The following is a 23,396-nucleotide window of genomic DNA, read 5'->3' on the forward strand; positions in this document are numbered from 1 at the left end:
GATGAACCGACCGATTGATCCTGCCGTGACCGCGTCTGTGGTCAGCCACTACATCGGCGGCCAACGCCATGCCGGTACCGGCACGCACAGCGCCGATGTGTTCAACCCCGCCACGGGCGCCGTCAGCGCGCAGGTGCTGCTGGGTGGTCAGGCCGAGGTAGAGGCCGCTGTGGCTGCCGCACGTGCCGCCGCCGCGGACTGGGCGGAGACCTCGCCGCTCAAGCGCGCGCGCATCCTGTTCAACTTCAAGGCGCTGCTCGACCAGAACCACGATGCGCTGGCCGCGTGCATTACGCGCGAGCACGGCAAGGTGTTCTCCGATGCCAAGGGCGAAGTCACGCGCGGCATCGAGGTGGTGGAATTTGCCTGCGGCATCCCGAACCTGCTCAAGACGGATTTCACCGACAACATCGGTGGCGGCATCGACAACTGGAACCTGCGCCAGCCGCTGGGCGTGGTGGCCGGCATTACACCGTTCAACTTCCCGTTCATGGTGCCGATGTGGATGGCGCCCGTGGCCCTGGCGTGCGGCAACACGTTCATCCTCAAGCCGAGCGAGCGTGACCCGAGCGCCAGCCTGATGATCGCCGACCTGCTCAAGCAAGCTGGCCTGCCCGATGGCGTGTTCAACGTTGTACAAGGTGGTAAGGATGCGGTGGATGCGCTGATCGCCCACCCGGACGTGCAGGCGCTGTCCTTCGTCGGCAGCACGCCGATTGCCGAATACATCTACGCCGAGGGCACCAAGCGCGGCAAGCGCGTGCAGGCCCTGGGCGGCGCCAAGAACCACCTGGTGGTCATGCCCGATGCCGACCTCGACCAAGCCGTCGATGCGCTCATCGGTGCCGCGTATGGTTCGGCCGGCGAGCGCTGCATGGCGATCTCCGTGGCCGTGGCCGTGGGTGATGTGGCTGACAAGCTTGTGCCGCGCCTGGCCGAGCGTGCCAAGACGCTCAAGATCGGCAACGGCATGGAAGCCGCCAGTGAGATGGGCCCGCTCGTGACGGCCGCGCACAAGGCGAAAGTCGAAGGCTATATCGCCAAGGGCGTGGAAGAGGGTGCCAAGCTCGTGGTGGATGGTCGCGGCCACACCGTCGAGGGCCATGCCGAGGGCTTCTTCACGGGCGGCACGCTGTTCGATCACGTCAAGCCTGAGATGACGATCTACAAGGAAGAGATCTTCGGCCCGGTGCTGTCGGTGGTGCGCGTGCACGACTTTGCGCAAGCGGTCGACCTCATCAACGCGCATGAATTTGGCAACGGCGTGTCGTGCTACACCAGCGACGGCGGTGTGGCGCGCGCATTTGCGCGGCAGATCCAAGTGGGCATGGTCGGCATCAACGTGCCGATTCCGGTGCCGATGGCGTGGCACAGCTTTGGCGGCTGGAAACGATCGCTGTTTGGCGACCACCACGCCTATGGCGAAGAAGGTGTGCGTTTTTACACACGCTACAAGAGCGTCATGCAACGCTGGCCGGATTCGATTGCCAAGGGCGCGGAATTCGTCATGCCGACGGCCAAGTAATCGGGCCAAGCGCAAATGAGAAAGGGAGGCATGGCCTCCCTTTTTCTGTATTCGGCGATATGAGTCAGATCACCCGGATGTTTTGAGCCTGTGGACCTTTTGCACCCTGTCCCACATCAAACTCAACGTGCTGGCCTTCACTCAACTCTCGGAGGCCATTCCCGTCGATCTGGGAATAGTGGGCAAATACATCTGGGCCACCGCCATCCTGTGCAATAAAGCCGAAACCCTTTTCGCTGTTGAACCATTTAACAACGCCTGTAACCATAGCGCCAACTCCTGAAGTTGAGAAATCGGTTCGCCGTTAACGCGCTGACTCGGTTGGGGCGGCCGCTTCGTCAGGGTAGGTTTGGCCGCACCCTCCGTCAAGAATGGTCCGCAGTGACTTTGCGGACCCCGGGTTCATATGGGTTTGATGTTGACCGCGATGGGCTCCCCATCCGGCCCGATCTCCACATCGAAGCTGACGCGCTGACCCTCGCGGAATCTCTGCAAGCGTGAAAACTGGATTTCCGAATCCCGAATAAAACTCGGGGCAGCATGCATTTCTGCAGCTGCCCCGGCGGGCGGATCATATTGAACGGCGTTTTCTTCAATTCGGCTGGCCATTGCATTCTCCCGAGAGAGGATTCTTCAAAGCCGAGTGCCGCCCTTTTTAGAGGCGCCAGCCCGGCCGCTGGATGGCAAACACGTACTGAACAACCAACAACCCTTGCAACCTGATTCCTTGGGGCCCTTCGACCGGCGCACACCCTGCCCGAAAGTGTGTGCGCCGTCCTGCAATCGCGTGAGCGATCTTGGCGCTGCCTACGCCCCGGCCTACAGATTAAGCGGCCTGAATATTCGAGGCTTGCTTACCCTTCGGGCCTTGCGTGACCTCAAACGACACCTTCTGACCTTCCTTCAGGGTTTTGAAACCAGCCATGTTGATGGCGGAGAAATGTGCGAAAAGGTCCTCGCCGCCATCATCCGGAGTAATGAAGCCGAAACCCTTTGCGTCGTTGAACCACTTGACGGTACCAGTAGCCATGATCTTGAGTCGTAAAGTTGAGAAATCGATCGACTGCCAGCCGAGAAACACAGACAGCAGGCAGAACCGGCCAAAGCAGCCAAAACGATCGTTTGCTGAATATATGCTTGGCGCGTCTCCCCGTCAAAGCCTGTTTTTTTAACATCTGGCGTTAGATCAAGCATATGCGATGCCAACGGGGTGCATCAGGCTCCGTGCGCAGCCGCCATTGGTGCAAACACCCGCGCAAACCGTGGCGTTTTCACCTAAGCTTTGGTGGCGTCTGCCGCACTCCGTCGTTCTGCGCCGGGCCGCTTTGCGGGTGATGGCGCACGGAAATTGCGTGCGTCTCCCGTCGTTCCAGTCGTAGCCAACCATGTCGACAGCCGCAGCCAGCACAAGCACAAGAAAACCCGCGTTGATGGCCACCATGGTGGGCGCGATCGGCGTGGTCTTCGGGGACATCGGCACCAGCCCCCTGTATGCACTGAAAGAGTGCTTCAACCCGGAACATGGTGTTCCGTTTTCAGACCAGACGGTGTTTGGCATCCTGTCGATGCTGTTCTGGGCGATGACGCTGGTGGTGTCCATCAAGTACGTGGTGTTCGTCATGCGCGCCGACAACAACGGCGAAGGCGGCATCCTGGCGTTGACTGCGCTGGCCATGCGCGCCAGCGGCGCCGGGGCCCGCTTCAAGCGCACGCTCATGCTGCTCGGTCTGCTGGGCGCCGCCATGTTCTATGGCGATGCCGTCATCACGCCGGCCATCTCCGTCCTTTCCGCCATTGAGGGCATGGAGATCATGGCCCCCACGTTGCAGAAATGGGTGTTGCCGCTGTCCTTGGTTGTGCTGATCGGCTTGTTCTTGCTGCAGAAGCAGGGCACGCACGTGGTGGGGCGCCTGTTCGGACCGATCATGGTGATCTGGTTCGTCCTGCTGGGCGGGATCGGGCTGGTGTCGGTGATGAAGTCGCCGCAGATTCTGGTGGCGCTGAACCCCGTCTATGCGCTTGAGTTTGCCTTCCGGCACACCATCCTGGCGTTCATTGTCTTTGGCTCGGTGTTTCTCGCGCTGACCGGCGCAGAGGCGCTGTATGCCGACATGGGCCACTTTGGCGCGCGGCCGATCCGCTTTGCGTGGTTCTACATCGCCATGCCGTGTCTGCTGCTCAACTATTTTGGCCAGGGCGCGTTGCTGCTGCGCGAGCCGGCGGCTGTGCAGAACCCGTTCTTCCTGCTGATGCCGAACTGGGCCGTGGGCCCGATGGTGGTGTTGGCCACGGCAGCCACGGTGATCGCGTCGCAGGCAGTCATCTCGGGCGCGTTTTCCATGACGGCGCAGGCGGTGCATCTGGGCTATGCGCCACGCATGAAGATCCTTTACACGTCGGATGTGGAAATCGGCCAGATCTACGTGCCGGTCGTGAACTACGTGCTGTTGCTGCTGGTGGTGGCGGTGGTACTGGCGTTTGGTAAATCTGACAACCTGGCCGCCGCCTACGGCATTGCCGTGACGACGACCATGGTGCTCACGACAGGCCTGGTCACGGTGGTCATGCGCAATGCATGGAAGTGGAGCTTGCCGCTGGTGGTCTGCGTGGGTGCGGTATTTCTGGCGGCGGACTTGTCGTTCTTCGCCGCCAACCTGCTCAAGATCGCGGCCGGAGGGTGGTTCCCGCTGTTGCTGGGCGGCCTGATCTTCTTCCTGATGGTGACGTGGCACAGCGGCACGCAACTGCTGAAGGCGCGCAATGTGGAGGGCGGCATTCCGCTGGAGCCGTTCATGGAGGGCCTGCTGCGTCATCCCCCGTACCGCGTGGATGGCACGGCCGTGTATCTGACGCCGAGCATCGAGTTCGTGCCGCTGGCGTTGCTGCACAACCTCAAGCACAACCACGTGTTGCACAAGCGTGTGCTGTTCGTGCATTTCCGCACGCTGGCCGTGCCTTATGTGGAGCCGGCCAAGCGGCTGGTGCTCAAGACCATTGGCGAAGACATCTACACGGCAGTGGTGGATTTCGGCTTCAAGGAAACCCCTGCGGTCGACGAGATCGTCAAATCCGTTGGCGAGCGCCTGGGCGTGGTGTTTGAAGACATGGAAACCTCGTTCTTCATCACCCGCGCGACGGTGGTGCCATCACCACTGCCGGGCATGGCGATGTGGCGTGAGTCGCTGTTCGCCTGGATGCAGCACAACAGCGCCAAGCCGTCGGATTTCTTCCGGATCCCCGCCAACCGGTTGGTGGAACTGGGGAGCAAGGTGGAGATCTAGCGCGGTTGCTGCGCAACGCAGCCGGTTCTGCGCCGGCACCAGCAGTTGGCCAACGGTGGGCCGCCTCGGGAGGCTGCTTCCTAGAGGCGAGGCTATTTTGATCGACGTGGCCCCAGCAGAGCCAATTCAGTTGCGCCGGCGATCTGCTCTGCCAGGGTCGCGCTTCCCACTGCTCGCGCGAGGGTGACTGCACCCACCAGTGAAGCGAGGGCCGCGCAAGCCGTGTCAACGTCCTTCGGCACGTGCGGAGATGCAGGGCCATCAACCACAGCTTGTGCAACTTCGCGCAACGCGGTTTCGAATGCCATGCGCGACTCCAGATCGGAGCGTGCCACTTCGGTCGGCATCGTCTGCAACGTGCAGCCTTCTGACAGGTCGCAGGTTCGCTTTACGCTGAGATAGAACCGCACGAACTCGGGCCACCAGTCGCGTCCATGCTGTTCTTGAAAGTAGAGGATTCCCCCGCGGAGATGGTCCATTCCGAGTCTGAGCGACTCGCGGAAGGCATCCCCTTTGGAGCCGAAATGAACGTAGAAGGCGCCAGACGTGACGCCCGCCTCTTTGGCTAGGGCGTCGACTCCCGTTCCTGCGTACCCGCCTTTGCGAAATGCACGTCCGGATCCCTCAAGAATGCGCTGACGCGTCTGCGCCTTTTGCTCAGCTCGTGACATTGAAACCTCTGGGTCATCAAGGCGACATTATAGTTGACCGAATAACGGTCGTTATCTATGATCGCATCACGATCGTTATTCGAATGACGATCGGCGGTGAATCTTCTGGAGCACCGCAACCCATCTGATTTGAGAGATCTCATGCCACTTACCCTCACGCTCACCGAAGGCGTTCTTCCCAAAGGCCAAGAAACGCTAGCCTTCGCCCGGCTCTCCGACGCCATGATCAAGTGGCACGGACTCACCGGAAACGCCGCCATCACGCCGAATATCGTTGGTTCGATCAACGTTGTGCCAAAGGAGCACACGTTCTCCGGGTCGAAGGAGGCGTCGGTTGTCTTCGTCGAGTGGAAAGTCCCGGCCTTTGCATTCAACAGTCGGGAGATTCAGTCGGGTTACATCGCAGAGGCCACCGACATCATTCATTCGATGTCAGGTAAAAAGCAGCCCAAGGAACGCATCTGGGTCAACGTGGTTCACGCAGTGGACGGTGCTTGGGGAATTGGTGGCGTGGCGTTGACCAATGCGCAACTCGTCGGCTAAGCCGCGTTCCTAGCTGAAACTTTGGAGGGCGCGTCCTGCGACCTCCTACCAGGGGCTCTCGATGCTGCTTTCGAACTACTTGTTCTTTACTGATACCTGTGAGGAAGCACTGCGCTTCTATGAGGCATGCGGCCTCGGCCGAATTGTCGAGATGCTGCGGTACGGCGTGGACGGGATGCCCGCGAAAAGCGAGGCAATGCGCGGGAAAGTCATGCACGCCAGGTTCGAAGGAGAGGGTGTCGCTTTCTACGCCTCAGACAACGATGACGCGGAACCGATGCGAGGGTCCGCGCACCATCTGGCGATGGACGACAGGCAATCGACAGATCGGTTGTTCAGTGCGCTGGGATCAGGGGGGCAGGTGACGACTGCGCTCGGCCTACAGCCGTGGGGTGACTACTACGGGAAGCTGACCGATCGGTTCGGCGTCCAATGGATGCTGAACTGCCATGTGCCGTCTCAAGAGTTATCAGAATCGAGCGGATTTACTGATAGCTGACGGCTCAGTGCGCCAAGCCGCCGAACGAGGACGTGCTGACCAGAAACACGCATGGGCTGGGCCTCAGGAGAAGAGGCACCCATCGAACGAAAAGTACGGTTAGCCGAGTGCTGTTCGCGTCGGCATATCTAGCCAGGACCGCTATGCTGGGTTTTGCTAACGGCGCTAAGCAAACCGCGTCACGCTATCGCCCCGGCAAAAGGCCAGCAGCGCCAATTGCCCGGCCTTGGCGTGGTTGATGGCCAGGGATGAGGGCGCGGAGATTGTCGCCAGCAGCGGCACACCCACGTGCACGCATTTGCGCGCCAGTTCGAAGCTCGCGCGGCTTGTCATGACGACGAAGCCGTCAGCGGCGCGAATGTCCAGTCGGGCCAGCCGGCCGATCAGCTTGTCCAGCGCATTGTGGCGGCCCACGTCTTCCAGCACATGTAGCGGTGCGTTGCCGTTTGCTGGCACCCAGCCGGCAGCATGCAAGCCGCCCGTGCGTGCGTTGGCGGGCTGATGCGCGGTCATCGCCTGCATGGCGTCCAGCACTTGTGCGTCGGTCAATGACGTCATCCACGCAGGCGGCACAAGCGGTATCGGTGCGTCTTCAAAGGTTTGCAGGCTTTCAATGCCGCACAGGCCGCAGCCGGTGGGTCCGGCCAGCGCGCGCCGGCGCTCCTTCAGGCGGGCGAAGCAGTGCGAGGCAATCTCGGCGTGAACCTCGATGCCGTGCGGGTGCGTTGCCACCTCGGCGCCACGCCAATCGGCGCGACTGTCGATGATGCCTTCGGACAGCGCAAAGCCCAGCGCAAAATCTTCCAGATCTGCTGGCGACGCCATCATCACCGCATGCGCGATGCCGTTGAAGACAAGCGCGACCGGGGCCTCGTCGGCGACGGCGGTGGTGGCGTCGTCTTGCGTACCGTCCCGCGTGCGTCGCGTCGCCGAGGTGGAGACGACAGGCAGGTCGGCGGGGTGATGGTTTAGGGCTGTCATGCAGTGAGTTTCGGTGCGGCGCGGCCGGCATCGAGCAGCACGACGAGCCAGCGGGCGTCATCCATGGTGACGCGCAGCAGGCCGGTATCGGCAAGCGGGTGCAGCGCGCGCAGCACGGTGCTGGCGCTCTCGCCTACCCGCTTGGTCAGCCAGGGGAGCGACACCGGCTTGCCGGCGTCCGTTTCGCGCAATGCTGCCAGCAGCGCCAGTTGCAGCGCGGACCACGCTGCCTCGCTGGGCATCAGGCGTCGGCCGTGGTGGCCGCTGTGGTATCCGTCGTGCGCTGCACTTGGCTCGGCACCAGCATCACCGGAATCGACTTGGACGTTGGCGTACGTGCCTCATCGGCCACGGAAGACAGCGGCACCAGCGGATTGGTTTCCGGGTAATACGCCGCCAGGCAGCCACGCGGAATGTCGTACGCCACCAAGCGGAAGCCGTCGGCGCGGCGCGTGGTGCCGTCTTCGGACAGCGTCACCATGTCCACCCACTCGCCGTCTTTCATGCGGATCGTGTGCAGGTCTTCCTTGTTGATGAAGACCACGCGGCGCTGGCCGAACACGCCACGGTAGCGGTCGTCCATGCCGTAGATGGTGGTGTTGTACTGGTCGTGCGAGCGCACCGTGGCCAGCGTGAAGACCGTGGCATCGGCATGGCGCTCGCGTGCGCGGTGGACCGGTGTGTCGGTCGGCACAACGTGCGCGTGAAATTCCGCCTTGCCCGACGGCGTGTTCCACACCCGTTCCGACGCGGTATTGCGCAGCCGGAAGCCGCCCGGCACGCGAATCTTCTCGTTGAAGCCTGCAAAGTCGTCGAACACGGCTTCGATGCGCTCGCGGATGCGGTCGTAATCTTCCACCAGCCAGCGCCAGGGGATGGTGCTCTCGGGCAGCGTCGCTTCGGCCAGCCGCGCCACGATGGCCGGCTCCGACAGCAAATGCGGCGAGGCCGGCGGATTGATGCCCGCCGACATGTGCACCATGCTCATCGAATCTTCCACTGTTACGCCTTGCGTGCCGCCGGCTTGCTGGTCGACTTCGGTGCGGCCCAGGCAGGGCAGGATTAGGGCAGCCCTACCGTGCACGATGTGGCTGCGGTTCAGCTTGGTGGTCACGTGCACGGTCAGGTCGCACTGGCGCAGGCCGGCCCACGTGGCCGCCGTGTCAGGCGTGGCTGCCGCGAAGTTGCCGCCCATCGCAAAGAACACACGCCCTGCGCCGTTGCGCATCGCTTCAATGGCGCCAACGGTGTCGTAGCCATGTTCGCGCGGCGCGTTGAAGCCAAACACCTGTTCCAGCCGATCCAGGAACGCCGGTGCGGGCTTCTCGTAGATGCCCATCGTGCGGTCGCCCTGCACGTTGCTATGGCCGCGCACCGGGCACGCGCCTGCACCCGGGCGGCCGATGTTGCCGCGCATCAGCAGCAGGTTGACGATCATCTGGATGGTCGCCACGGAATGCTTGTGCTGCGTGATCCCCATGCCCCAGCAGGCGATCACGCTGCCGGCCTTGATGTACGTGTCGCCGGCCTGGCGGATTTCCGCTTCAGGCAAGCCTGATTCAGCCTCGATGGTGGCCCACGATTCAGCGCGCACGTCAGCGGCAAAGGCGTCGTAGCCGCCCGTATGCTGGGCGATGAACGCGTGGTCGATGATGGCGGGCTCACCGCGGCTGCGCGCCACGTCATCGCGCTCGATCACGTGTTTGATGAGGCCCTTGATGGTCGCCAGGTCTCCGCCGATGCGCACCTGATGGTACTCCGTGCTGATGCGCGTGGAGCCCATCGTCAGCATCTCGATCTTGCTTTGCGGATCGGCAAAGCGTTCCAGGCCGCGCTCGCGCAGCGGGTTGAACGAGACGATCGCCGCGCCGCGCTTGGATGCCTCGCGCAACTCGCCGAGCATGCGCGGGTGGTTCGTCCCCGGGTTCTGGCCGAAGATGAAGATGGCGTCGGCCTTGGTGAAATCGTCGAGTGTGACGGTGCCCTTGCCAACGCCGATGCTGCTCCGCATGCCGGTGCCGGAGGGCTCGTGGCACATGTTGGAGCAGTCGGGGAAGTTGTTCGTGCCGTATGCACGCACGAACAACTGGTAGAGGAAGGCCGCCTCATTGCTGGTGCGGCCGGAGGTATAGAAGATCGCCTGGTTCGGATCGGGCAGCGCGCGCAGGTGCTGCGCGATCAGACCGAAGGCGGCGTCCCACTCGATCGGGACGTACTTGTCGATGGCGGCGTTGTAGACCATCGGGTGCGTCAGGCGCCCCTGGTCTTCCAGCGCGTAGTCGGACCACTCGGCCAGTTCGCGCACGGTGTGCTGTGCGAAGAACTCCGGCGTGGTGCGACGAGATGTCGCTTCTGCGGCCACGGCTTTGACGCCGTTTTCGCAAAACTCAAACGTGGAGGCGTGATCGCGATCGGGCCAGGCACAGCCCGGGCAGTCGAAGCCGTCCGGCTGGTTGGCCGACAGCATCGTCTTGGCGCCCTTGGCCGCGATGCCCTGCGACAGCAGTTGATGCGCAACGCTCTTGAGCGCGCCCCAGCCACCGGCCGGATGACGGTAAAACTCGATTTTCTGGTGCTTCATGGTGGCGGGGCGGCTTGAATCCGGGCGTTAGGAGAATAGAACAGCAGCTTTTTGGAGTGTAATCCAAACCCCCCAGCCCAGCGGCAGGCCCACGGCGGCCCAAGCCACCACGACGGCCACGGCAGAGCCCGGATGCGCCTTCCATTCCAGCGACGTTTCCGGCGCGGCCACCGACGGCGTCGGGCTCTTCACAGCTGCAGCGTGGCGTTGCTCTTCAAGTTGTGCTTCGGTCATGAAGTGCTTTGCGTTGACCGGGCGTACCAGCAGGTTGCAGATGAAGCCCAGAATCAGCAGGCCGGCCAAGATCATCATCGTGATGTCGTACACGGCAGCGCGTTCCACGCCGTGGGCGATCTGGTATTCGCGCAGGTAGTTCACCAGCACGGGGCCCAGGATGCCGGCCGTCGACCAGGCGGTCAGCAGGCGGCCGTGGATGGCGCCCACCATCTGCGTGCCGAACATGTCAGCCAGATACGCCGGCACAGTGGCAAAACCGCCGCCGTACATCGACAGGATCACGCAGAAGGCCAGCGCGAACAAGGCGATATTGCCAGTGTGCGACGTCCACGGAATCGACGCGTACAGCACGAAGCCCAGCACGAAGAACACCGCGTAGGTCATCTTGCGGCCCAGCTTGTCCGACAGCGATGCCCAGAAGAAACGGCCGCCGATATTGAACAGGCTCAGCAGACCCGTAAAGCCAGCGGCGATGGCCGCGATCTGGCCCTTCTGCGCAGCGGAGAGGTCCATGAACGCCGTCGTCACGCCCAGCAGCTTGCCGCCAAACACTTCCTGCAGCAGCGGCGAAGCCATGCCCAGCACGCCAATGCCCGCCGATACGTTCAGGCACAGCACAGCCCAGATCAGCCAGAACTGCGGCGTCTTCAGGGCTTCATTCACGTGGACGTGGCGCTGCGTGACCATGGTGTTGTTCGCCTTGGCGGGCGAGGGCGTCCAGCCGGCCGGTTTCCAGCCCGTGGGCGGCACGCGGTAGCCCAGCGCACCGGCCATCATGAACACGAAGTAGATGCCAGCCAGCACGATAAACGTTTGCGATACGCCCACCGATTCAGGCGTGGCAAACAGCTTCATCAGACGGTCCGCCAGCGGGGCACCGATCATCGCGCCGCCGCCAAAACCCATGATGGCCATGCCGGTCGCCATGCCGCGCTTGTCCGGAAACCATTTAATGAGCGTCGACACCGGCGAGATATAGCCCAGCCCCAAGCCGATACCGCCGATCACGCCCGAGCCCACCCACAGCAGCCACAACTGGTGCATCTGGATGCCGAGCGCCGAGATCAGCAACCCGCCGCACCAGCACACAGCGGCGACCACACCGGCCTTGCGCGGACCGACACGTTCCAGCCAACCGCCCCACATGGCAGCGGAGGCGCCCAGGAACACGAAGAACAGCGTGAACATCCAGCCCAGGCTGGACACGCGCCAGTCACAGGTGGTGGTGAAGAGCTCGGCGATGAGCGAGACATCGGCGCCGCAGGTCAGCGGCTTGCTGATGCCCAGTGCGCGGCCAAGCGGCAGCCAAAAGACGGAGAAGCCATACGCCATGCCAATGCACAGATGGATGGCCAGCGCGGCAGGCGGAACCAGCCAGCGGTTGAAACCCACCGCGGCGATGGTGCGCTCGCGCGAAAAAAATGGATGCAGGACTGCTTCGGACATCGAAATCCCCCCGGATGAGTGATGTGCCTGGTTGCTACAAGGGAAGTGGTGCGGCCGCACAGGGTCATGGCCCGCGCGTGCCAGTCGGCTGCAGTTGCAGTGCGCCGACGTTGCCCGCGGAAGATAGTGGGGTAGCCTGTTTTACATCAATAGTTGTAAGACTCCGTTGTATTGCGGATCACGCAACGTACAGCCTAATTATTTAATTTATGTGATGAAAAACATAAATAAACGACTCGGGGATCGTCGTAGTTGGTGTTCTGCGCCGCACCGCCAATACTGAAAGCGAAAGCGAAAGCGCGGCAGGCATGGCCGAACGGCGGAGGTAGGGATGGCAACCGACACGCAGGCAAAAGGGCAGGCAGCAGGGCAAGCACAGCTCGAAGCCCATGCGCTGGGCCTGAGCGAATCCATCGTCATGGGGGTGGCCGGCACGGCGCCGGCCTTCAGCATTGCCGCGACCACGGCCACGCTCATCGCGGCGGTGGGCGGGTTGACGCCGGCCAGCCTGTTGTACTGCGGTCTGATCATGTTTGGCGTGACCTTTGCGTACCTGCATCTGAACCGCATCAATCCGCACGCAGGGGCGGCCTACGCCTGGGTGGGCGCCATCTTCAACCGCACGTTGGGGTTCTTTGCCGGCTGGGCGTTGCTGGTGGCATCGGGCGTGTTCATGGTGTCGGGCACGATTCCGGCAGCCACGGCCACGCTCACGCTGGTGGCCCCGTCGTTGGCCGGGCAGCCGGCCGTGGTGGCGTTTGTGGCGGCGGCATGGCTGCTGGTGGTCAGCGCCATCATCATCAAGGGCATCAAGCTGACGAGCTATTCGCAGATCGCCATGACCGTCACCGAGACCGCCATCCTGGTCGCGCTGATGGTGCTGGCCGTGGTGAAGTTCGGCTCGCACCCGGCGCATGCGTTGTCGCGGGCGTGGCTATCGCCGGGGGCGTTTACGCCGCAGTTGTTTGCGACGGGCGCGCTCACGGCGCTGTTCTTCTTCTGGGGCTGGGACGTGACCGTCAACCTCACCGAGGAAACCCGGGACGCCAGCCGCGCACCCGGCTACGGCGCGCTCTGGGCCATGCTGATCGTGCTGGCATTGTTCATGGGGTTCTCGGCCGTGATCCTGCTCGTGCTGAGCGACGCGGAGATCGAACAATCCAGCACCAACGTCATCTTTGCCGTGGCCGACAAGCTGCTGCCGCGCCCGTGGAGCTATGTGGCCGTAGTGGCCGTGATGTTGAGCACGGTGGGCACGCTGGAGACTTCCATCTTGCAATTCACGCGCACGCTGTATGCCAAGGGGCGCGACGGCATGCTGCACGCGCGTTACGCGATGCTGCACCAGACGTGGCGCACGCCCTGGGTGGCCACGGCGGTGATCACCGGGATTGGATTGGTGCTGCTGTTTGGCGCGTCGTTTTTTCCGACCATCAACGCCATCATCAAGGACTCGGTTAACGCGATCGGCTTTCAGGTGGCGTTCTACTATGGCCTGGCGGGATTTGCGTGTGCCTGGCACTACCGGCGGGAGGCGCTGCGCTCGGTGTTCAACGCGGTGTTTCTGGTGGTGTGGCCGCTGGGTAGCGCGCTGTTCCTCTGGGGCATTGCGGCGTACAGCGTGCCAACCTTCGACTGGACGACCAACTTCGTTGGTCTCGGCGGTATTGCTGTAGGGGTGGCACCGCTGCTGCTGAATCGGCGGCTGGCGGTGCGAGACGGCGCCTTAGCCCGCGACCGATGAATCCGGCCATGCGCAACGGGTGACTTGCTGCTGGAACGTCTGCGCCAGCGTGCGCAAATGGGAGAGGGCGGCTTGCATCTCGGCTACGCGCTCCCCGTAGGGGCCAGCGGTTTGCGCCGTACGTTCAATGACGCGGGCGGTATCGCCTATCTGCAGATGCCCTAGCATGCGGGCGGAGCCGACGATGCGGTGTGCGGCTTCTACGATCTGCGCATCCTCGCCGGTGCAGATGGCCTTGTCGAGATTGGCTAGATCCTGCTCCACGGTTTCGGAGAACAAATCCACGATAAAGCGCCATTGCGAGAGGTCATTCCCGAACAGTTCGGTCAGCGTGGTGACCACTTGCGGTGGGAATTGCGTGGCGATGTCGGTAGCGGCTGCGTCGTACGTGCTCGGGAGGGTCGGCATGGCGGTGGCGTGCAATCAAGATGGATGGGATTGATACGCACTGTGCGCGCGGCGCGCCCGGCCAGCCATGGGATTGGTCCGATTCTGGCGGGCCAGCAAAGAAACGGGCGCACCGTGGGTCAGACGGTGCGCCCGTTGCATATGTGGAAAAGCGCCAGCCGATCAGGGCAGCATGGCCGCCGTGGGCGTGACGTCCGGTTCGCGCGGCGGCATGCCGCGATGCCGGTGCGCCCACGTGAACACCACCGGCAGCACCAGCAGCGTGAGGATCGTCGTGGTCACCATGCCGCCGACGATCACCAGCGCGAGCGGCCGTTGCGCCTCCGAGCCAATGCTGTGCGATAGCGCCGCCGGCAGCAGCCCCAGGCCCGCCAGCATGGCCGTCATGATCACCGGGCGCAGGCGCAGCGCGGCGCCTTCCACTGTGGCTTCTCGCAGGTTCTCGGATTGCGCCAGCCGGTTGACGTACGAGATCAGGATCACGCCGTCCTGAATCGCAATGCCGAACAGCGACAGGAAGCCGATGCCCGCCGAGATCGACAGCGTCTCGTTGGCGATGTGGAGCGCCAGCAGCCCGCCAATGGCCGCGAACGGCACGTTCAGCACCACCATCAGCGCGTCCTTGAAGTTGCCGAACGTGCTGTACAGCAGCAGGAAGATGACGAGGATGGTCAGCGGCACGATCACCATCAGCTTGCCTTGCGCGACCTTCATTTCGTTGAACTGGCCGTCCCACTTCACGGTGTAGCCCTCGGGCAGCTTGACGTTGTTGCCCACCACGCGCTGCGCCTCGTCCACCGCGCTGCCCAGGTCACGCCCGCGTACGCCAAACTTGATGGCGATGTAACGCTTGCCTTCCTCCCGGTAGATGAAGAACGGGCCATCGGTCATCTCGACCTTGGCGATCATCGAGAGCGGAATGTGCTGGCCGTCGGGCGTATCGATCAGCAACTCGCGGATGGCGTCGTACGAGGCGCGTGCCTGCTGATTCAGGCGCACCGCCAGCCCGAACGATTTCTCGCCCTCCAGGATCTGCGTGACCGGCGCGCCACCAATGGCGTACTGCACGAGGTTCTGCACGTCGCTCACGTTGATGTTGAAGCGCGCGGCGGCCTGGCGGTCGATCGACACGTTCAGCGTCGGCTGGCCCAGCTCGCGGAAGATGCCTACGTCCACCAGCCCCTGCACCTTCTTGAGCTGCGCCTGGATTTCATTGGCCTTGGCTTCGAGCATATTCAGGTCGTTGCCGAACAGCTTGACCGAGTTCTCGCCCTTTACGCCCGAGAGCGCCTCATCCACGTTGTCCTGGATGTACTGCGAGAAGTTGAATTCGATGCCGGGAATCTTCTCCAGATGCTTCGACAGACGCTCGACCAGCTTGCCCTTCGTCATGCCGGCCTCCCACTTGTCGGGCGGCGCGAAGTACAGGCCGTATTCCTGATTGAACACGCCGGTGGAGTCGGTGCCGTCGTCCGGGCGGCCAATCTGCACGGAGACCTGCTTGATTTCCGGCTGCTTGACGAAGTACGCGCGCAAGTCGTTTGCCACCGACGCGGAGTAATCCAGATCCACCGTATTGGGCAGCGTAATGCGCAGCCACAGGTTGTTTTCTTCCAGCGTGGGCAGGAACTCCGTGCCGAGGAAGCTCGCGCTATACAGCGTCAAACCCAGCGCGGCGAGGGACACGGCAAACACCGTCTTGGGGCGGTGGATCAGCTTGCGCAGCACCGGCTTGTACCAACGCAAAATGGCGGTGATGAACGCTGGCGAATGCGGGTGCAGCGACTTGCCGAACACGAACGACGTGGTGGCCGGCACAAACGTGAGGCTCAGCACGATCGAGGCCAGCAGTGCAAAGCCCATCGTGAAGGCCATCGGCTTGAAGATGATGCCTTCCACGCCGCCGATGAAGAACAGCGGCGAGTACGCCACGATGATGATGCCCGTGGAGAAGATCATCGCGCGCTGCACTTCGCTGGTGGCCTTGACGATGGCGTCGTCCAGCTTTTCGGCGCCTTCCTCCAGGTGCCGCATGATGTTTTCCATCACGATCACGGCCGCGTCGACGATCACGCCAAAGTCGATCGCCCCGAGCGAGATCAAGTTGGCCGGCACATGGAAGTGCTCCATGCTGATGAACGACACGCACAGCGCCAGCGGAATCACCGCCGCCACCACGGCCGCGGCGCGCAGGTTGCCCAGGAAGACGAACAGCACCGCTAGCACCAGCGCAATGCCCACCACCAGCGTGTGTTCCACCGTGCCCATGGTGATGTCGAGCAGCACCTGGCGGTCGTAGAACGGCTTGATCTGAACCGACTTGGGCAGGACGCCGTTGTTCAGCTCCGCCACCTTTTCGCGCACCTTGGCCAGCACTTCGCTGGCGTTGGCATCGCGCTTGAGCAGGACGATGCCTTCCACCACGTCGGGCTGGTCGTTGTATTGCACCTGGCCCAGGCGCTGCACGTTGCCGACTTCCACCTCGGCAATGTCGCGCACGCGCACCGGCACGCCGTTGTTGGTGTTGACCACTACATTGCGGATGTCGTCCACCGTCTGCAGCAGGCCCACGCCGCGCACGACGAACTGCTGCTCGCCATCGCGCAGCAGGTTGCCGCCGGTGTTGTTGTTGGCGTTGCCGATGGCGGTGATGAGCTGCGACAGCGTGATGCCGTACGACTGCAGCTTCGCCGGCGACGGCACGATGTGGTACTCCTTCACCTTGCCGCCGAAGGAACTCACATCGGCCACGCCCTGCACGTGCTTGAGCCCCTTGGAGATGTCGTAGTCCTGGTAGCTCTTGAGCGTGGTGAGGTCGACGCCATCGCCCACGAGGCGAAAGCGCATGATCTCGCCCGTGGCGTCCGAGTCGGGGCTCAAGGCGGGCTGCACACCCGTCGGCAGGGTGGCGCTCGCCAGATACTGCGAAAAATTCTGCCGCGCCTTGAAGCTATCGGTGCCTTCCTTGAACTTGAGCGTCACCACCGACAGCCCGAATAGCGACACCGACCGGAACGACTGCACATCCGGCACGCCGGCCAGCGCGTTTTCAATCGGGATGGTGATCTGCTGCTCGACTTCGGTCGTGCTGCGCCCTGGCCACTGCGTAATGGCCTGTACCGACAGCGGTGCCACGCCCGGATACGCCTGCAGCGGCAGTTCCTTGAACGACAGCACGCCCGCTACCAGCAGCGCGATCGCCAGGAAAACGATCAACAGCCGGCGCTTGAGAATGCCCGCGATGGGGTTGAAGCCCATGCTCACGCCCCCGCCTTGACGATCATCTCGTTGAGCAGCGCGGCGCCGCGCATCACGACTTTCGACGAAGCTTCAAGCCCTGCGGTGACAGCGAAGTTGCCGTCGGTACCTGTGTCCTTGCCTTGTACCTGGACGCGCTTGAAGTGCTTGGCGTCACTCTGCACGATCACGTAGTAGCTGCCGTGATCCTTCACCAGCGCGGACTTGGGCACCACCGTGGCTTGCCCGCTGCCGGTCTGGATGCGCGCCGTGGCGTACATCTCGGGGCGCAGCAGGCCGTCCGGGTTGGGCACGTCGCAGCGCACCGTCAACGTATGCGTGGCCGGGTCGATGTTCGGTGCGATAAAGCTCACGCGGCCCGTGAACTCGCGATCCGGATACGCCGAGGTGTGCAGCGAGATCGGCTGCCCGATGCGCACGCTCGCAATGTCGTTCTCATACACGTTGCCGGTGAACCACAGCACGCGTGTATCGACGATGCTCATGAACGAATCGCCCACGTTCAGGAAGGCGCCCGGGTCCATGTTGCGCTTGACGATGGTGCCTGAGATGGGCGCGCGCAGCGTCAGGTGCTCAGCCGGCGTGCCGCGCTTGGCAATTTGCGCGACATCGGCATCGGACATGCCCAGCACGTGCAGGCGGCCGGCGGCGGATTGCACGGTGGCGTCCGCATCGTCCTGCAGGTCCTTCATGTTGGAACTCTTGAGCTGGCGGGCGGTGTTCAGCGCCAGCAGGTATTCCTTCTGTGCGGAGATGAAATCCGGCGCGTACAACTGGGCAATCGGCTGGCCTTCACGCACCAGCGCCCCTTCGAAGAGAAGAATCTGGTCCAGCCGGCCGGCCACGCGCGCCGATGCCAGCTTGGTGCGCTCGGCGTTATAGGCGAGCTTGCCGGGCGTGGACAGCTCCACCGGCACCGCAAGCTGGCTGACCTGCGCGACCTGCACCTGTTGCGGGTCGAAGCCGCCATCTGGAATTTCAACAGAGTCGGGCTTCGGGCCTTTGGCGGCGGCCAAAGGTTGTTCAGAGCCAGAGGTGGCGCTGCTGGTGGGCTTGGCCACTTCAGCAGAGGTGGTGGGCCACTTGCGACCCACCACCACGCCAACAGCAAGGGCCGCGGCCAAGGCAATCACAGCAACGACGGGAGAGAACTTCTTCATGATCTTATTGAGCTTGAACCGGCGAGCGGCCCGTGGCCGCCATCAGCGCGTGATAGGCCTGCAAGGCCGTGGCCTGCGCCTGCGCGACCGACAGTTCAGCGTTCTTGAGCGCGCCCTGGGCGGTGAGCAGGTCGTTGAAATCGGCGTTGTTGCTGGCGTAGTTGGTCATCGTCACGCGATACGCCGCCAGCGCCTGCGGCAGTTGCCGCTGCTTGTTGAAGTCGAGCTGCGCGAGCGTCTGGCGCAGCGTGTTGTAGGCGGTATCGACGGCCAACAACGTTTGCTGGCGCACGGATACATCGTTGGCCTCGGTGGCGATCTGGCTCTCCACCGCCTGGTTCACGCCGTAATTCTCTTTGGTGAAGAACCAGAACGGGATGATCACGTCCAGCTCGATCTGGTAGCTGTTCGGGCGCACGCCGTAGGGCGGGTTGTCTGTGGTGACGGTGGCGATGACCTGGAAGTCGGGCAGATAGGCCTTGCGCGCCAGCGTCACGCTCTTGCGCGCGGCGTCCATCAACTCGGCGGATGCCTTGATCGACGGGTGCTCGCGCAGCGCCTGGTTTTCCAGCTCGGGCAGCGGCTCGTCGGGCAGGCGCACGGCGTCGTCGTCGGCGCGCAGCACGAGCGGAAAGCTCGGTTCCTTGCCGATGAGGGTGTTGAGCGTCTGCAGCGTGTTGTCGTACTGGCGTTGTGTGGCAAACAGGTCGTTCTGCGCGCTGCTCTGCATGACCTGGGCGTTGAGGAAGTCGGCGTACGCGGCAGCGTTGTTGGCGTAGCGCACGCGCGTGATCTGCTTGACCTGCTCGAGCCGCGTGATGGTCAGCTTCTGTACGTCGATCTGCTTCTGCAGCGCGATCGCCTGGTAGTACGTGGTGGAGAGCTGCGCGTAGAGCTGCAGATACAGCGCATCGGTCTGCGCGTTCAGCGATTCGGCCTGGCGGTCGGCAATTTCGGCCGCCAAGGCTTTCTTGCCCGGAAACGGAATCTGCTGCGTCAGGTTGTATTGGCTACCACCCGCGCGGTTGACGGCCAGCGGGAACCCCTTGGGAATGCTGTTCCAGATGTAGCCGACCTGGGGGTTGTTGGGCGCGGCAAGCTGCGGCGGGATGGACTTGGCCGACAGATAGGCGTGACGCCCCTGGATGAGCTGCGGGTTGTTGCTCTTGAGTTCTTGCAGAAGCTCGACGAGGTTGAAGCCCGGGCCGGTAACGCCCGGTACCGACGGCTTGACCGGCGGCATGGTGGCCACCGGCATGCTGGCCGCGGCCGGCGCGGAGCCAGCAGCCCAAGCGGCAGGCGGCAGGCAGGCGAACGCGCACAGCACAGCCCACGCCCGCGGATGAAAGGCACCCCAATGTTTCACTGCAACAGACTCCCCTTGAGACCGGAGCGTTTTTACCGAGGCGATCTTTCAAGCGCCTTTCACGGCTGAGCAAAGCCTGCAGCCGCATGACGACGCCAAAAACCGCGCGAAAAAGCCGCTCCACCACGGCAGTCTGCGTCAGTTATATGACAAGACATATCGACCGTCTCAGGCCGGTGCAAGCGGACACGGCATTCCAAGGCGCGCGGCAAGCGCATCGCGCGTGGCTTGCAGGCTGGCGATGCGGGCATCGATGGCGGACAGCTTGTCGCGCAGGAGGGCGGTCACGGCGGCATCCGTGTCGGGTTGCTGCCACACCTGCGCCATGCCGTCGCCAATTTCGGCGAGCGTGAAGCCCAGCTGCTGGGCAGTGCGGATATAGCGCACCAGCTCGACCGCCTCGGGCGGATAGGCGCGATAGCCATTGCTGCGTCGGCGGGCGCGGAGCAGGCCGCGTGCTTCGTAAAACCGCAGGCCATCGCGCGAAACGCCGGTGGCGGCAGCCAAGTCGCCGATGGCGAGATCAGCAGGTTGAGCGGGCAAGGTTGCTGGCATGGCGGACAGGTCCAAAGGCGGGCTTGACCTTGGAGCGTACACCAAGCTTTAAGGTGGCGGCTTGTTCACATATGGAGAGCCGCCATCATGGTGTCTGAATCAACTTTTGTACGTATCGTCCGGGCCAGCGCCTGGTACGACCTGATCGTGAGCGCCCCGTTTGCAACGCCCTGGACATTCGCCTGGCTGCATCAGGCGTTGAGCGCTGTGGCGCTGGCGCTGGGCATCGGCGGGTTGCCAGCGTTTGAGCCTACGCATGTGCTGATGGCCAATCTGATGGGATCGGTGGTGTGCGTATGGTCTGTATTGCGGATTCGGCAGACGAGCGTGGCGCTGGGGCGCTATGACGGGGTGGCCCGGTGGCTCTTTGCGACGTGGCAGACGGTGGCGCTGGCGTCTGGGGCGTCGCTGCTGATCGTGCCGTTTCTGGTGATAGAGGTCAGCTTCGGGCTGTTGCAGTCGTTGCCGGTAGGGCGCGTGCCCGGGCAGGTGGGCACGCGCGTGACTTAACGGGCCGCGGGCGCGCTGGCCGGCGCTTGCGGCAGGCCCGGCGGGATCAACGGACCGCCGCCCAGCACTTGCATGCGTGACAGGATGCGAAGCTGGTTGTCGAACTTGGCCGGGTCGACGAAGCGCTTGACGTCCTCGCCGGCGCGGCGGGCCATTTCGGGAGTATCGACCCAGCCCGTCAGCGTGACCTTGCCTTCGGGCGTGGTGTGAATGCGGATCTGGCGTGGGTTGAGGGCGGTGTCCTGGTCCAGTGCCGCCTTGACCTGATACGACAGCAGCGAGTCATCCGTCATGCGGGCGCCGGTGCTGTTCGGGCTATCGCCCAGCGCGCATGCAGTGAGCAGCGCCGCCGCACCCACCGCGGCCAACGTACTCACCGAGGCAGCCGGGGCCATGAAAGACAACTGAGGGAAGCGCATCGAAGCTCCTGAAGGAATGACGACGGGTTCACATGATAAGCCCGCCGCCCCGGTGCATGAACGCTAGGCCAGTGCGTATGTCGTCAAACTGCGTGAAGTGGTGTACTGGTGCGGCGTTGCCACAGCGTCTGCACCGCCAGCCAGCCCGGTCCCACCGTCGCCACGATGGCAATCAGCACGCCCCACACGAAATGGAATTCGATGGCGGATGCTGACAAGTTGGCCCAGTACGACAGCGCCGCCACCACGTTGACGAAGAACAGCCCCACCGCAGCCAGGCGCGGCACGATGCCGATCAGCATGAGCGACGGAAACACCAGCTCGCCAAACGTGCCCAGCGCGGCCGCCAGCATGGGCGGCAACAGCGGCACTTTGTATTCCTCGGTGAAGAGCAACACGGTGGTGTCCCAATCGTGCAGCTTGGTCAAGCCTGAGCGGAAGAACACATAGAAGAGGTAGGCACGCGCAATCAGCAGCACGAGTGCGTACAGGCCGCCTTGCGAGCCGGTGATACGGTCGAACACGGAGCGGATACGTGCGAGTGGGGCGAGGGTGACGGTGTTCATGGTGTGTCTCCGGAGGAAGTCGTTGCGGCTGCGGACAGCGCGAGCAGCCCGTTGTGATAGAGGTGCGACAGGCAGGCCGTGAGGTCAAAGTCCGCGCAATCGCGCAGCGTTTGTGCGAGGGCGTCTTGCAGTGAGGGTGTGGCATCGCAAGCGGCCAGGAAGGTGGCGGTGCCGGCATCGATGTCGAGCACGGCCACGCGCTGCTCGCGCACGGTGACGATGGCGGCTTCCCTCTGGCCCAGGTCAATGTCGGCCAAGGCAATGGCGGATTCAGGCTGGTGCGCGCGCCAGATCGAAGCGACCGGCCAGGCGGAAGCGATCCACCGCGCGCCTTCAATCAGCCGAGCGCGGATCTTCTCCGGCGGCTGTGTGAGCAACGATCCCAGCGTGGTGGCATCCAGTACCTCGACGTGCGCATCGGGTGCGTAGTGCGCCCAGTGCACGTGCCATTCCAGCCGGGCAACATCGGCTAGATAGGGCACGCTGCTAGCCAATGGCGAATGCGCGACCACATCGGGCAGCGCATCGCCGTAACGATGCAGGTTTGGCGACGTGGAACGCTGCACGGCCAGCGTGTCGCGCACAATGGCATCGAAGCAGTCCTCGCCGACCAACGCCCGGCACACCGGGTACGCGCCCGCCAACGCATTGCGCAGGATGACCAGCCGCGCATTGCGGTACACCGCCACGCCGCGCGATGTCTCGCTCGCGGGCGCTGTGGTGAGTGTGCCGATCAGGTCGGCTTGCCAATCACGTAAGCGCATGGTGGGCCTCTGCGACGTGCGATGGCGTATGGAGATCAAGAATGGTCTGCGCGCGTTCCACTTCCTGCAGCAGCACGCGCACCGGCGGAAGATCGGCATCCCATTCGATGAGCGTTGGGCGTGCGCCATGTGCCGCAACCCAGGCTTCGTAAATCGCCCAGACTGGCGCGTGCACGGGCGCGCTGTGCGTGTCGATCAGCATGCCGTCTTCCTCGCTGAAGCCCGCAAGGTGGATTTCGCCCACCAGTGCGGCGTCGATATCGGCGAGTACCGATTCAACGCGCACGCCATGGTTGACGCTGTTCACGTACAGGTTGTTCAGATCGAGCAGGATGCCGCAGCCGGTGCGGCGCGCGAGCAGGGTGAGGAAGGCGCCTTCCGTGATGGCCTCGTCGGCGTTGACGAGGGCGCGGCAGTCGATGTACGCCGCGATGTTTTCGATGAGCAGCGGCCGCTTGAGGATGTCCTGTGCGCGCATGACGTTGGCGCACACGATGTCGAGCGACTCGTGGGAATAGGGCAGGGGCAGCAGATCGTTGACGACCTGTGCGCCGCTGCGGTTGAAGCACAGGTGCTCGGAAATGGCGGCCGGGGCAACAGCATCGGCCAGCGTGGCGATGGCGCGCACGTGGTCGATGTCGAGGCCATCGGCGTTGCCGAGGCCCATGCCCACGCCATGCAGGCTGACGGGCTGGCACGCCCGTGCGGCTAGCAGCGCGGCGCGGGCGGGGCCGCCATACAGATAGTTCTCGCTGTGCACTTCCACCCAGGGGAAGCGGGCTTCCCCGTGCAGCAGGGCGGGGAAATGCGGGGCGCGCAGGCCGGCGCCGGCGCACGTGGGTAGGGTTGTCTGCATGGCGGTCACCCGATGTGGCGCGTGGC

Annotated in this window: 23 protein-coding genes; 6 read left to right on the plus strand and 17 right to left on the minus strand. The window is 63.5% G+C overall.

What is annotated here, in order from left to right; genetic code table 11:
• Position 1 precedes the first annotated feature (1 nt).
• On the plus strand, positions 2-1,525 hold the full coding sequence (locus ACN9M1_RS19350) for a CoA-acylating methylmalonate-semialdehyde dehydrogenase (protein WP_426400174.1): 1,524 nt from the start codon (positions 2-4) through the stop codon (positions 1,523-1,525).
• 64 nt (positions 1,526-1,589) lie between these two features.
• On the opposite strand, the gene ACN9M1_RS19355 is transcribed toward ACN9M1_RS19350, so the two are convergent.
• From ACN9M1_RS19355 to ACN9M1_RS19365, 3 genes are all read right to left on the minus strand, one after another.
• Positions 1,590-1,793, minus strand: coding sequence for a cold-shock protein (locus ACN9M1_RS19355; RefSeq protein WP_426400175.1), 204 nt, complete (start codon positions 1,791-1,793; stop codon positions 1,590-1,592).
• Between the two features lie 134 nt (positions 1,794-1,927).
• Complete coding sequence (locus ACN9M1_RS19360; protein ID WP_426400176.1) at positions 1,928-2,134, minus strand: cold-shock protein; 207 nt, start codon at positions 2,132-2,134, stop codon at positions 1,928-1,930.
• A 217-nt stretch (positions 2,135-2,351) separates the two neighbouring features.
• The gene (locus ACN9M1_RS19365) at positions 2,352-2,555 is read right to left on the minus strand and encodes a cold-shock protein (protein WP_366171314.1); all 204 of its coding nucleotides are present in this window, start codon (positions 2,553-2,555) and stop codon (positions 2,352-2,354) included.
• A gap of 355 nt (positions 2,556-2,910) precedes the next feature.
• On the opposite strand from ACN9M1_RS19365, the gene ACN9M1_RS19370 reads away from it, so the two are divergent.
• Entirely contained in the window at positions 2,911-4,806 is a 1,896-nt protein-coding gene (locus ACN9M1_RS19370; RefSeq protein WP_426400177.1) for a potassium transporter Kup, read from the plus strand.
• Between the two features lie 92 nt (positions 4,807-4,898).
• On the opposite strand, the gene ACN9M1_RS19375 is transcribed toward ACN9M1_RS19370, so the two are convergent.
• Complete coding sequence (locus tag ACN9M1_RS19375; protein ID WP_426400178.1) at positions 4,899-5,477, minus strand: TetR/AcrR family transcriptional regulator; 579 nt, start codon at positions 5,475-5,477, stop codon at positions 4,899-4,901.
• 141 nt (positions 5,478-5,618) lie between these two features.
• Here ACN9M1_RS19375 and ACN9M1_RS19380 point away from each other — a divergent pair, with 141 nt between their 5' ends.
• The gene (locus tag ACN9M1_RS19380; RefSeq protein ID WP_426400179.1) at positions 5,619-6,020 is read left to right on the plus strand and encodes a 4-oxalocrotonate tautomerase; all 402 of its coding nucleotides are present in this window, start codon (positions 5,619-5,621) and stop codon (positions 6,018-6,020) included.
• 61 nt (positions 6,021-6,081) lie between these two features.
• Positions 6,082-6,519, plus strand: a complete 438-nt coding sequence (locus tag ACN9M1_RS19385) for a VOC family protein (protein ID WP_426400180.1) — start codon at positions 6,082-6,084, stop codon at positions 6,517-6,519.
• A gap of 165 nt (positions 6,520-6,684) precedes the next feature.
• Here ACN9M1_RS19385 and fdhD read toward each other — a convergent pair whose 3' ends face one another.
• Genes fdhD through ACN9M1_RS19405 form a run of 4 tightly spaced genes read right to left on the minus strand, consistent with a single transcriptional unit; the run spans position 6,685 to position 11,764 of the window.
• Complete coding sequence (gene fdhD, locus ACN9M1_RS19390) at positions 6,685-7,500, minus strand: formate dehydrogenase accessory sulfurtransferase FdhD (protein WP_426400181.1); 816 nt, start codon at positions 7,498-7,500, stop codon at positions 6,685-6,687.
• The gene (locus ACN9M1_RS19395) at positions 7,497-7,742 is read right to left on the minus strand and encodes a MarR family transcriptional regulator (protein WP_426400182.1); all 246 of its coding nucleotides are present in this window, start codon (positions 7,740-7,742) and stop codon (positions 7,497-7,499) included. Before ACN9M1_RS19395 ends, fdhD begins: the two co-directional genes overlap by 4 nt.
• Positions 7,742-10,081, minus strand: coding sequence for an FdhF/YdeP family oxidoreductase (locus tag ACN9M1_RS19400; RefSeq protein ID WP_426400183.1), 2,340 nt, complete (start codon positions 10,079-10,081; stop codon positions 7,742-7,744). The genes ACN9M1_RS19395 and ACN9M1_RS19400 overlap by 1 nt, the downstream gene beginning before the upstream one ends.
• 27 nt (positions 10,082-10,108) lie before the next feature.
• Positions 10,109-11,764, minus strand: a complete 1,656-nt coding sequence (locus ACN9M1_RS19405; protein ID WP_426400184.1) for an OFA family MFS transporter — start codon at positions 11,762-11,764, stop codon at positions 10,109-10,111.
• A 331-nt stretch (positions 11,765-12,095) separates the two neighbouring features.
• Between ACN9M1_RS19405 and ACN9M1_RS19410 the strand changes: the two genes are divergently transcribed.
• Positions 12,096-13,508: an APC family permease gene (locus tag ACN9M1_RS19410; protein ID WP_426400185.1), complete on the plus strand. Its 1,413-nt coding sequence runs from the start codon at positions 12,096-12,098 to the stop codon at positions 13,506-13,508.
• Here ACN9M1_RS19410 and ACN9M1_RS19415 read toward each other — a convergent pair.
• The 5 genes from ACN9M1_RS19415 to ACN9M1_RS19435 form a co-directional block, all read right to left on the minus strand.
• Positions 13,491-13,916: an Hpt domain-containing protein gene (locus tag ACN9M1_RS19415; RefSeq protein WP_426400186.1), complete on the minus strand. Its 426-nt coding sequence runs from the start codon at positions 13,914-13,916 to the stop codon at positions 13,491-13,493. The two genes, ACN9M1_RS19410 and ACN9M1_RS19415, sit on opposite strands and share 18 nt — an antisense overlap.
• A 162-nt stretch (positions 13,917-14,078) precedes the next feature.
• Positions 14,079-17,174 (minus strand): efflux RND transporter permease subunit, encoded by a 3,096-nt coding sequence (locus ACN9M1_RS19420; protein ID WP_426400187.1) that lies wholly within the window; start codon positions 17,172-17,174, stop codon positions 14,079-14,081.
• A gap of 2 nt (positions 17,175-17,176) precedes the next feature.
• Positions 17,177-18,334: an efflux RND transporter periplasmic adaptor subunit gene (locus tag ACN9M1_RS19425; RefSeq protein WP_426400188.1), complete on the minus strand. Its 1,158-nt coding sequence runs from the start codon at positions 18,332-18,334 to the stop codon at positions 17,177-17,179.
• Between the two features lie 4 nt (positions 18,335-18,338).
• Positions 18,339-19,700 carry a TolC family protein gene (locus tag ACN9M1_RS19430; protein WP_426400189.1) on the minus strand — a complete coding sequence of 454 codons (1,362 nt, stop codon included), beginning with the start codon at positions 19,698-19,700 and terminating at the stop codon, positions 18,339-18,341.
• 168 nt (positions 19,701-19,868) lie between these two features.
• Entirely contained in the window at positions 19,869-20,255 is a 387-nt protein-coding gene (locus tag ACN9M1_RS19435; protein WP_426400190.1) for a MerR family transcriptional regulator, read from the minus strand.
• 87 nt (positions 20,256-20,342) lie between these two features.
• Here ACN9M1_RS19435 and ACN9M1_RS19440 point away from each other — a divergent pair, with 87 nt between their 5' ends.
• Entirely contained in the window at positions 20,343-20,765 is a 423-nt protein-coding gene (locus ACN9M1_RS19440; protein ID WP_426400191.1) for a hypothetical protein, read from the plus strand.
• Here the strand turns inward: ACN9M1_RS19440 and ACN9M1_RS19445 are convergent.
• From ACN9M1_RS19445 to ACN9M1_RS19460, 4 genes are all read right to left on the minus strand, one after another.
• Positions 20,762-21,184, minus strand: a complete 423-nt coding sequence (locus tag ACN9M1_RS19445; protein WP_426400192.1) for a BON domain-containing protein — start codon at positions 21,182-21,184, stop codon at positions 20,762-20,764. The two genes, ACN9M1_RS19440 and ACN9M1_RS19445, sit on opposite strands and share 4 nt — an antisense overlap.
• Before the next feature lie 83 nt (positions 21,185-21,267).
• On the minus strand, positions 21,268-21,750 hold the full coding sequence (locus tag ACN9M1_RS19450; RefSeq protein WP_426400193.1) for a DoxX family protein: 483 nt from the start codon (positions 21,748-21,750) through the stop codon (positions 21,268-21,270).
• The gene (locus ACN9M1_RS19455; RefSeq protein WP_426400194.1) at positions 21,747-22,514 is read right to left on the minus strand and encodes a putative DNA-binding domain-containing protein; all 768 of its coding nucleotides are present in this window, start codon (positions 22,512-22,514) and stop codon (positions 21,747-21,749) included. The genes ACN9M1_RS19450 and ACN9M1_RS19455 overlap by 4 nt, the downstream gene beginning before the upstream one ends.
• The gene (locus ACN9M1_RS19460; RefSeq protein WP_426400195.1) at positions 22,501-23,370 is read right to left on the minus strand and encodes a DUF692 domain-containing protein; all 870 of its coding nucleotides are present in this window, start codon (positions 23,368-23,370) and stop codon (positions 22,501-22,503) included. The genes ACN9M1_RS19455 and ACN9M1_RS19460 overlap by 14 nt, the downstream gene beginning before the upstream one ends.
• Positions 23,371-23,396: the final 26 nt, after the last annotated feature.

The sequence above is a fragment of the Ralstonia sp. R-29 genome, assembly GCF_049913345.1.
Lineage (GTDB): Bacteria > Pseudomonadota > Gammaproteobacteria > Burkholderiales > Burkholderiaceae > Ralstonia.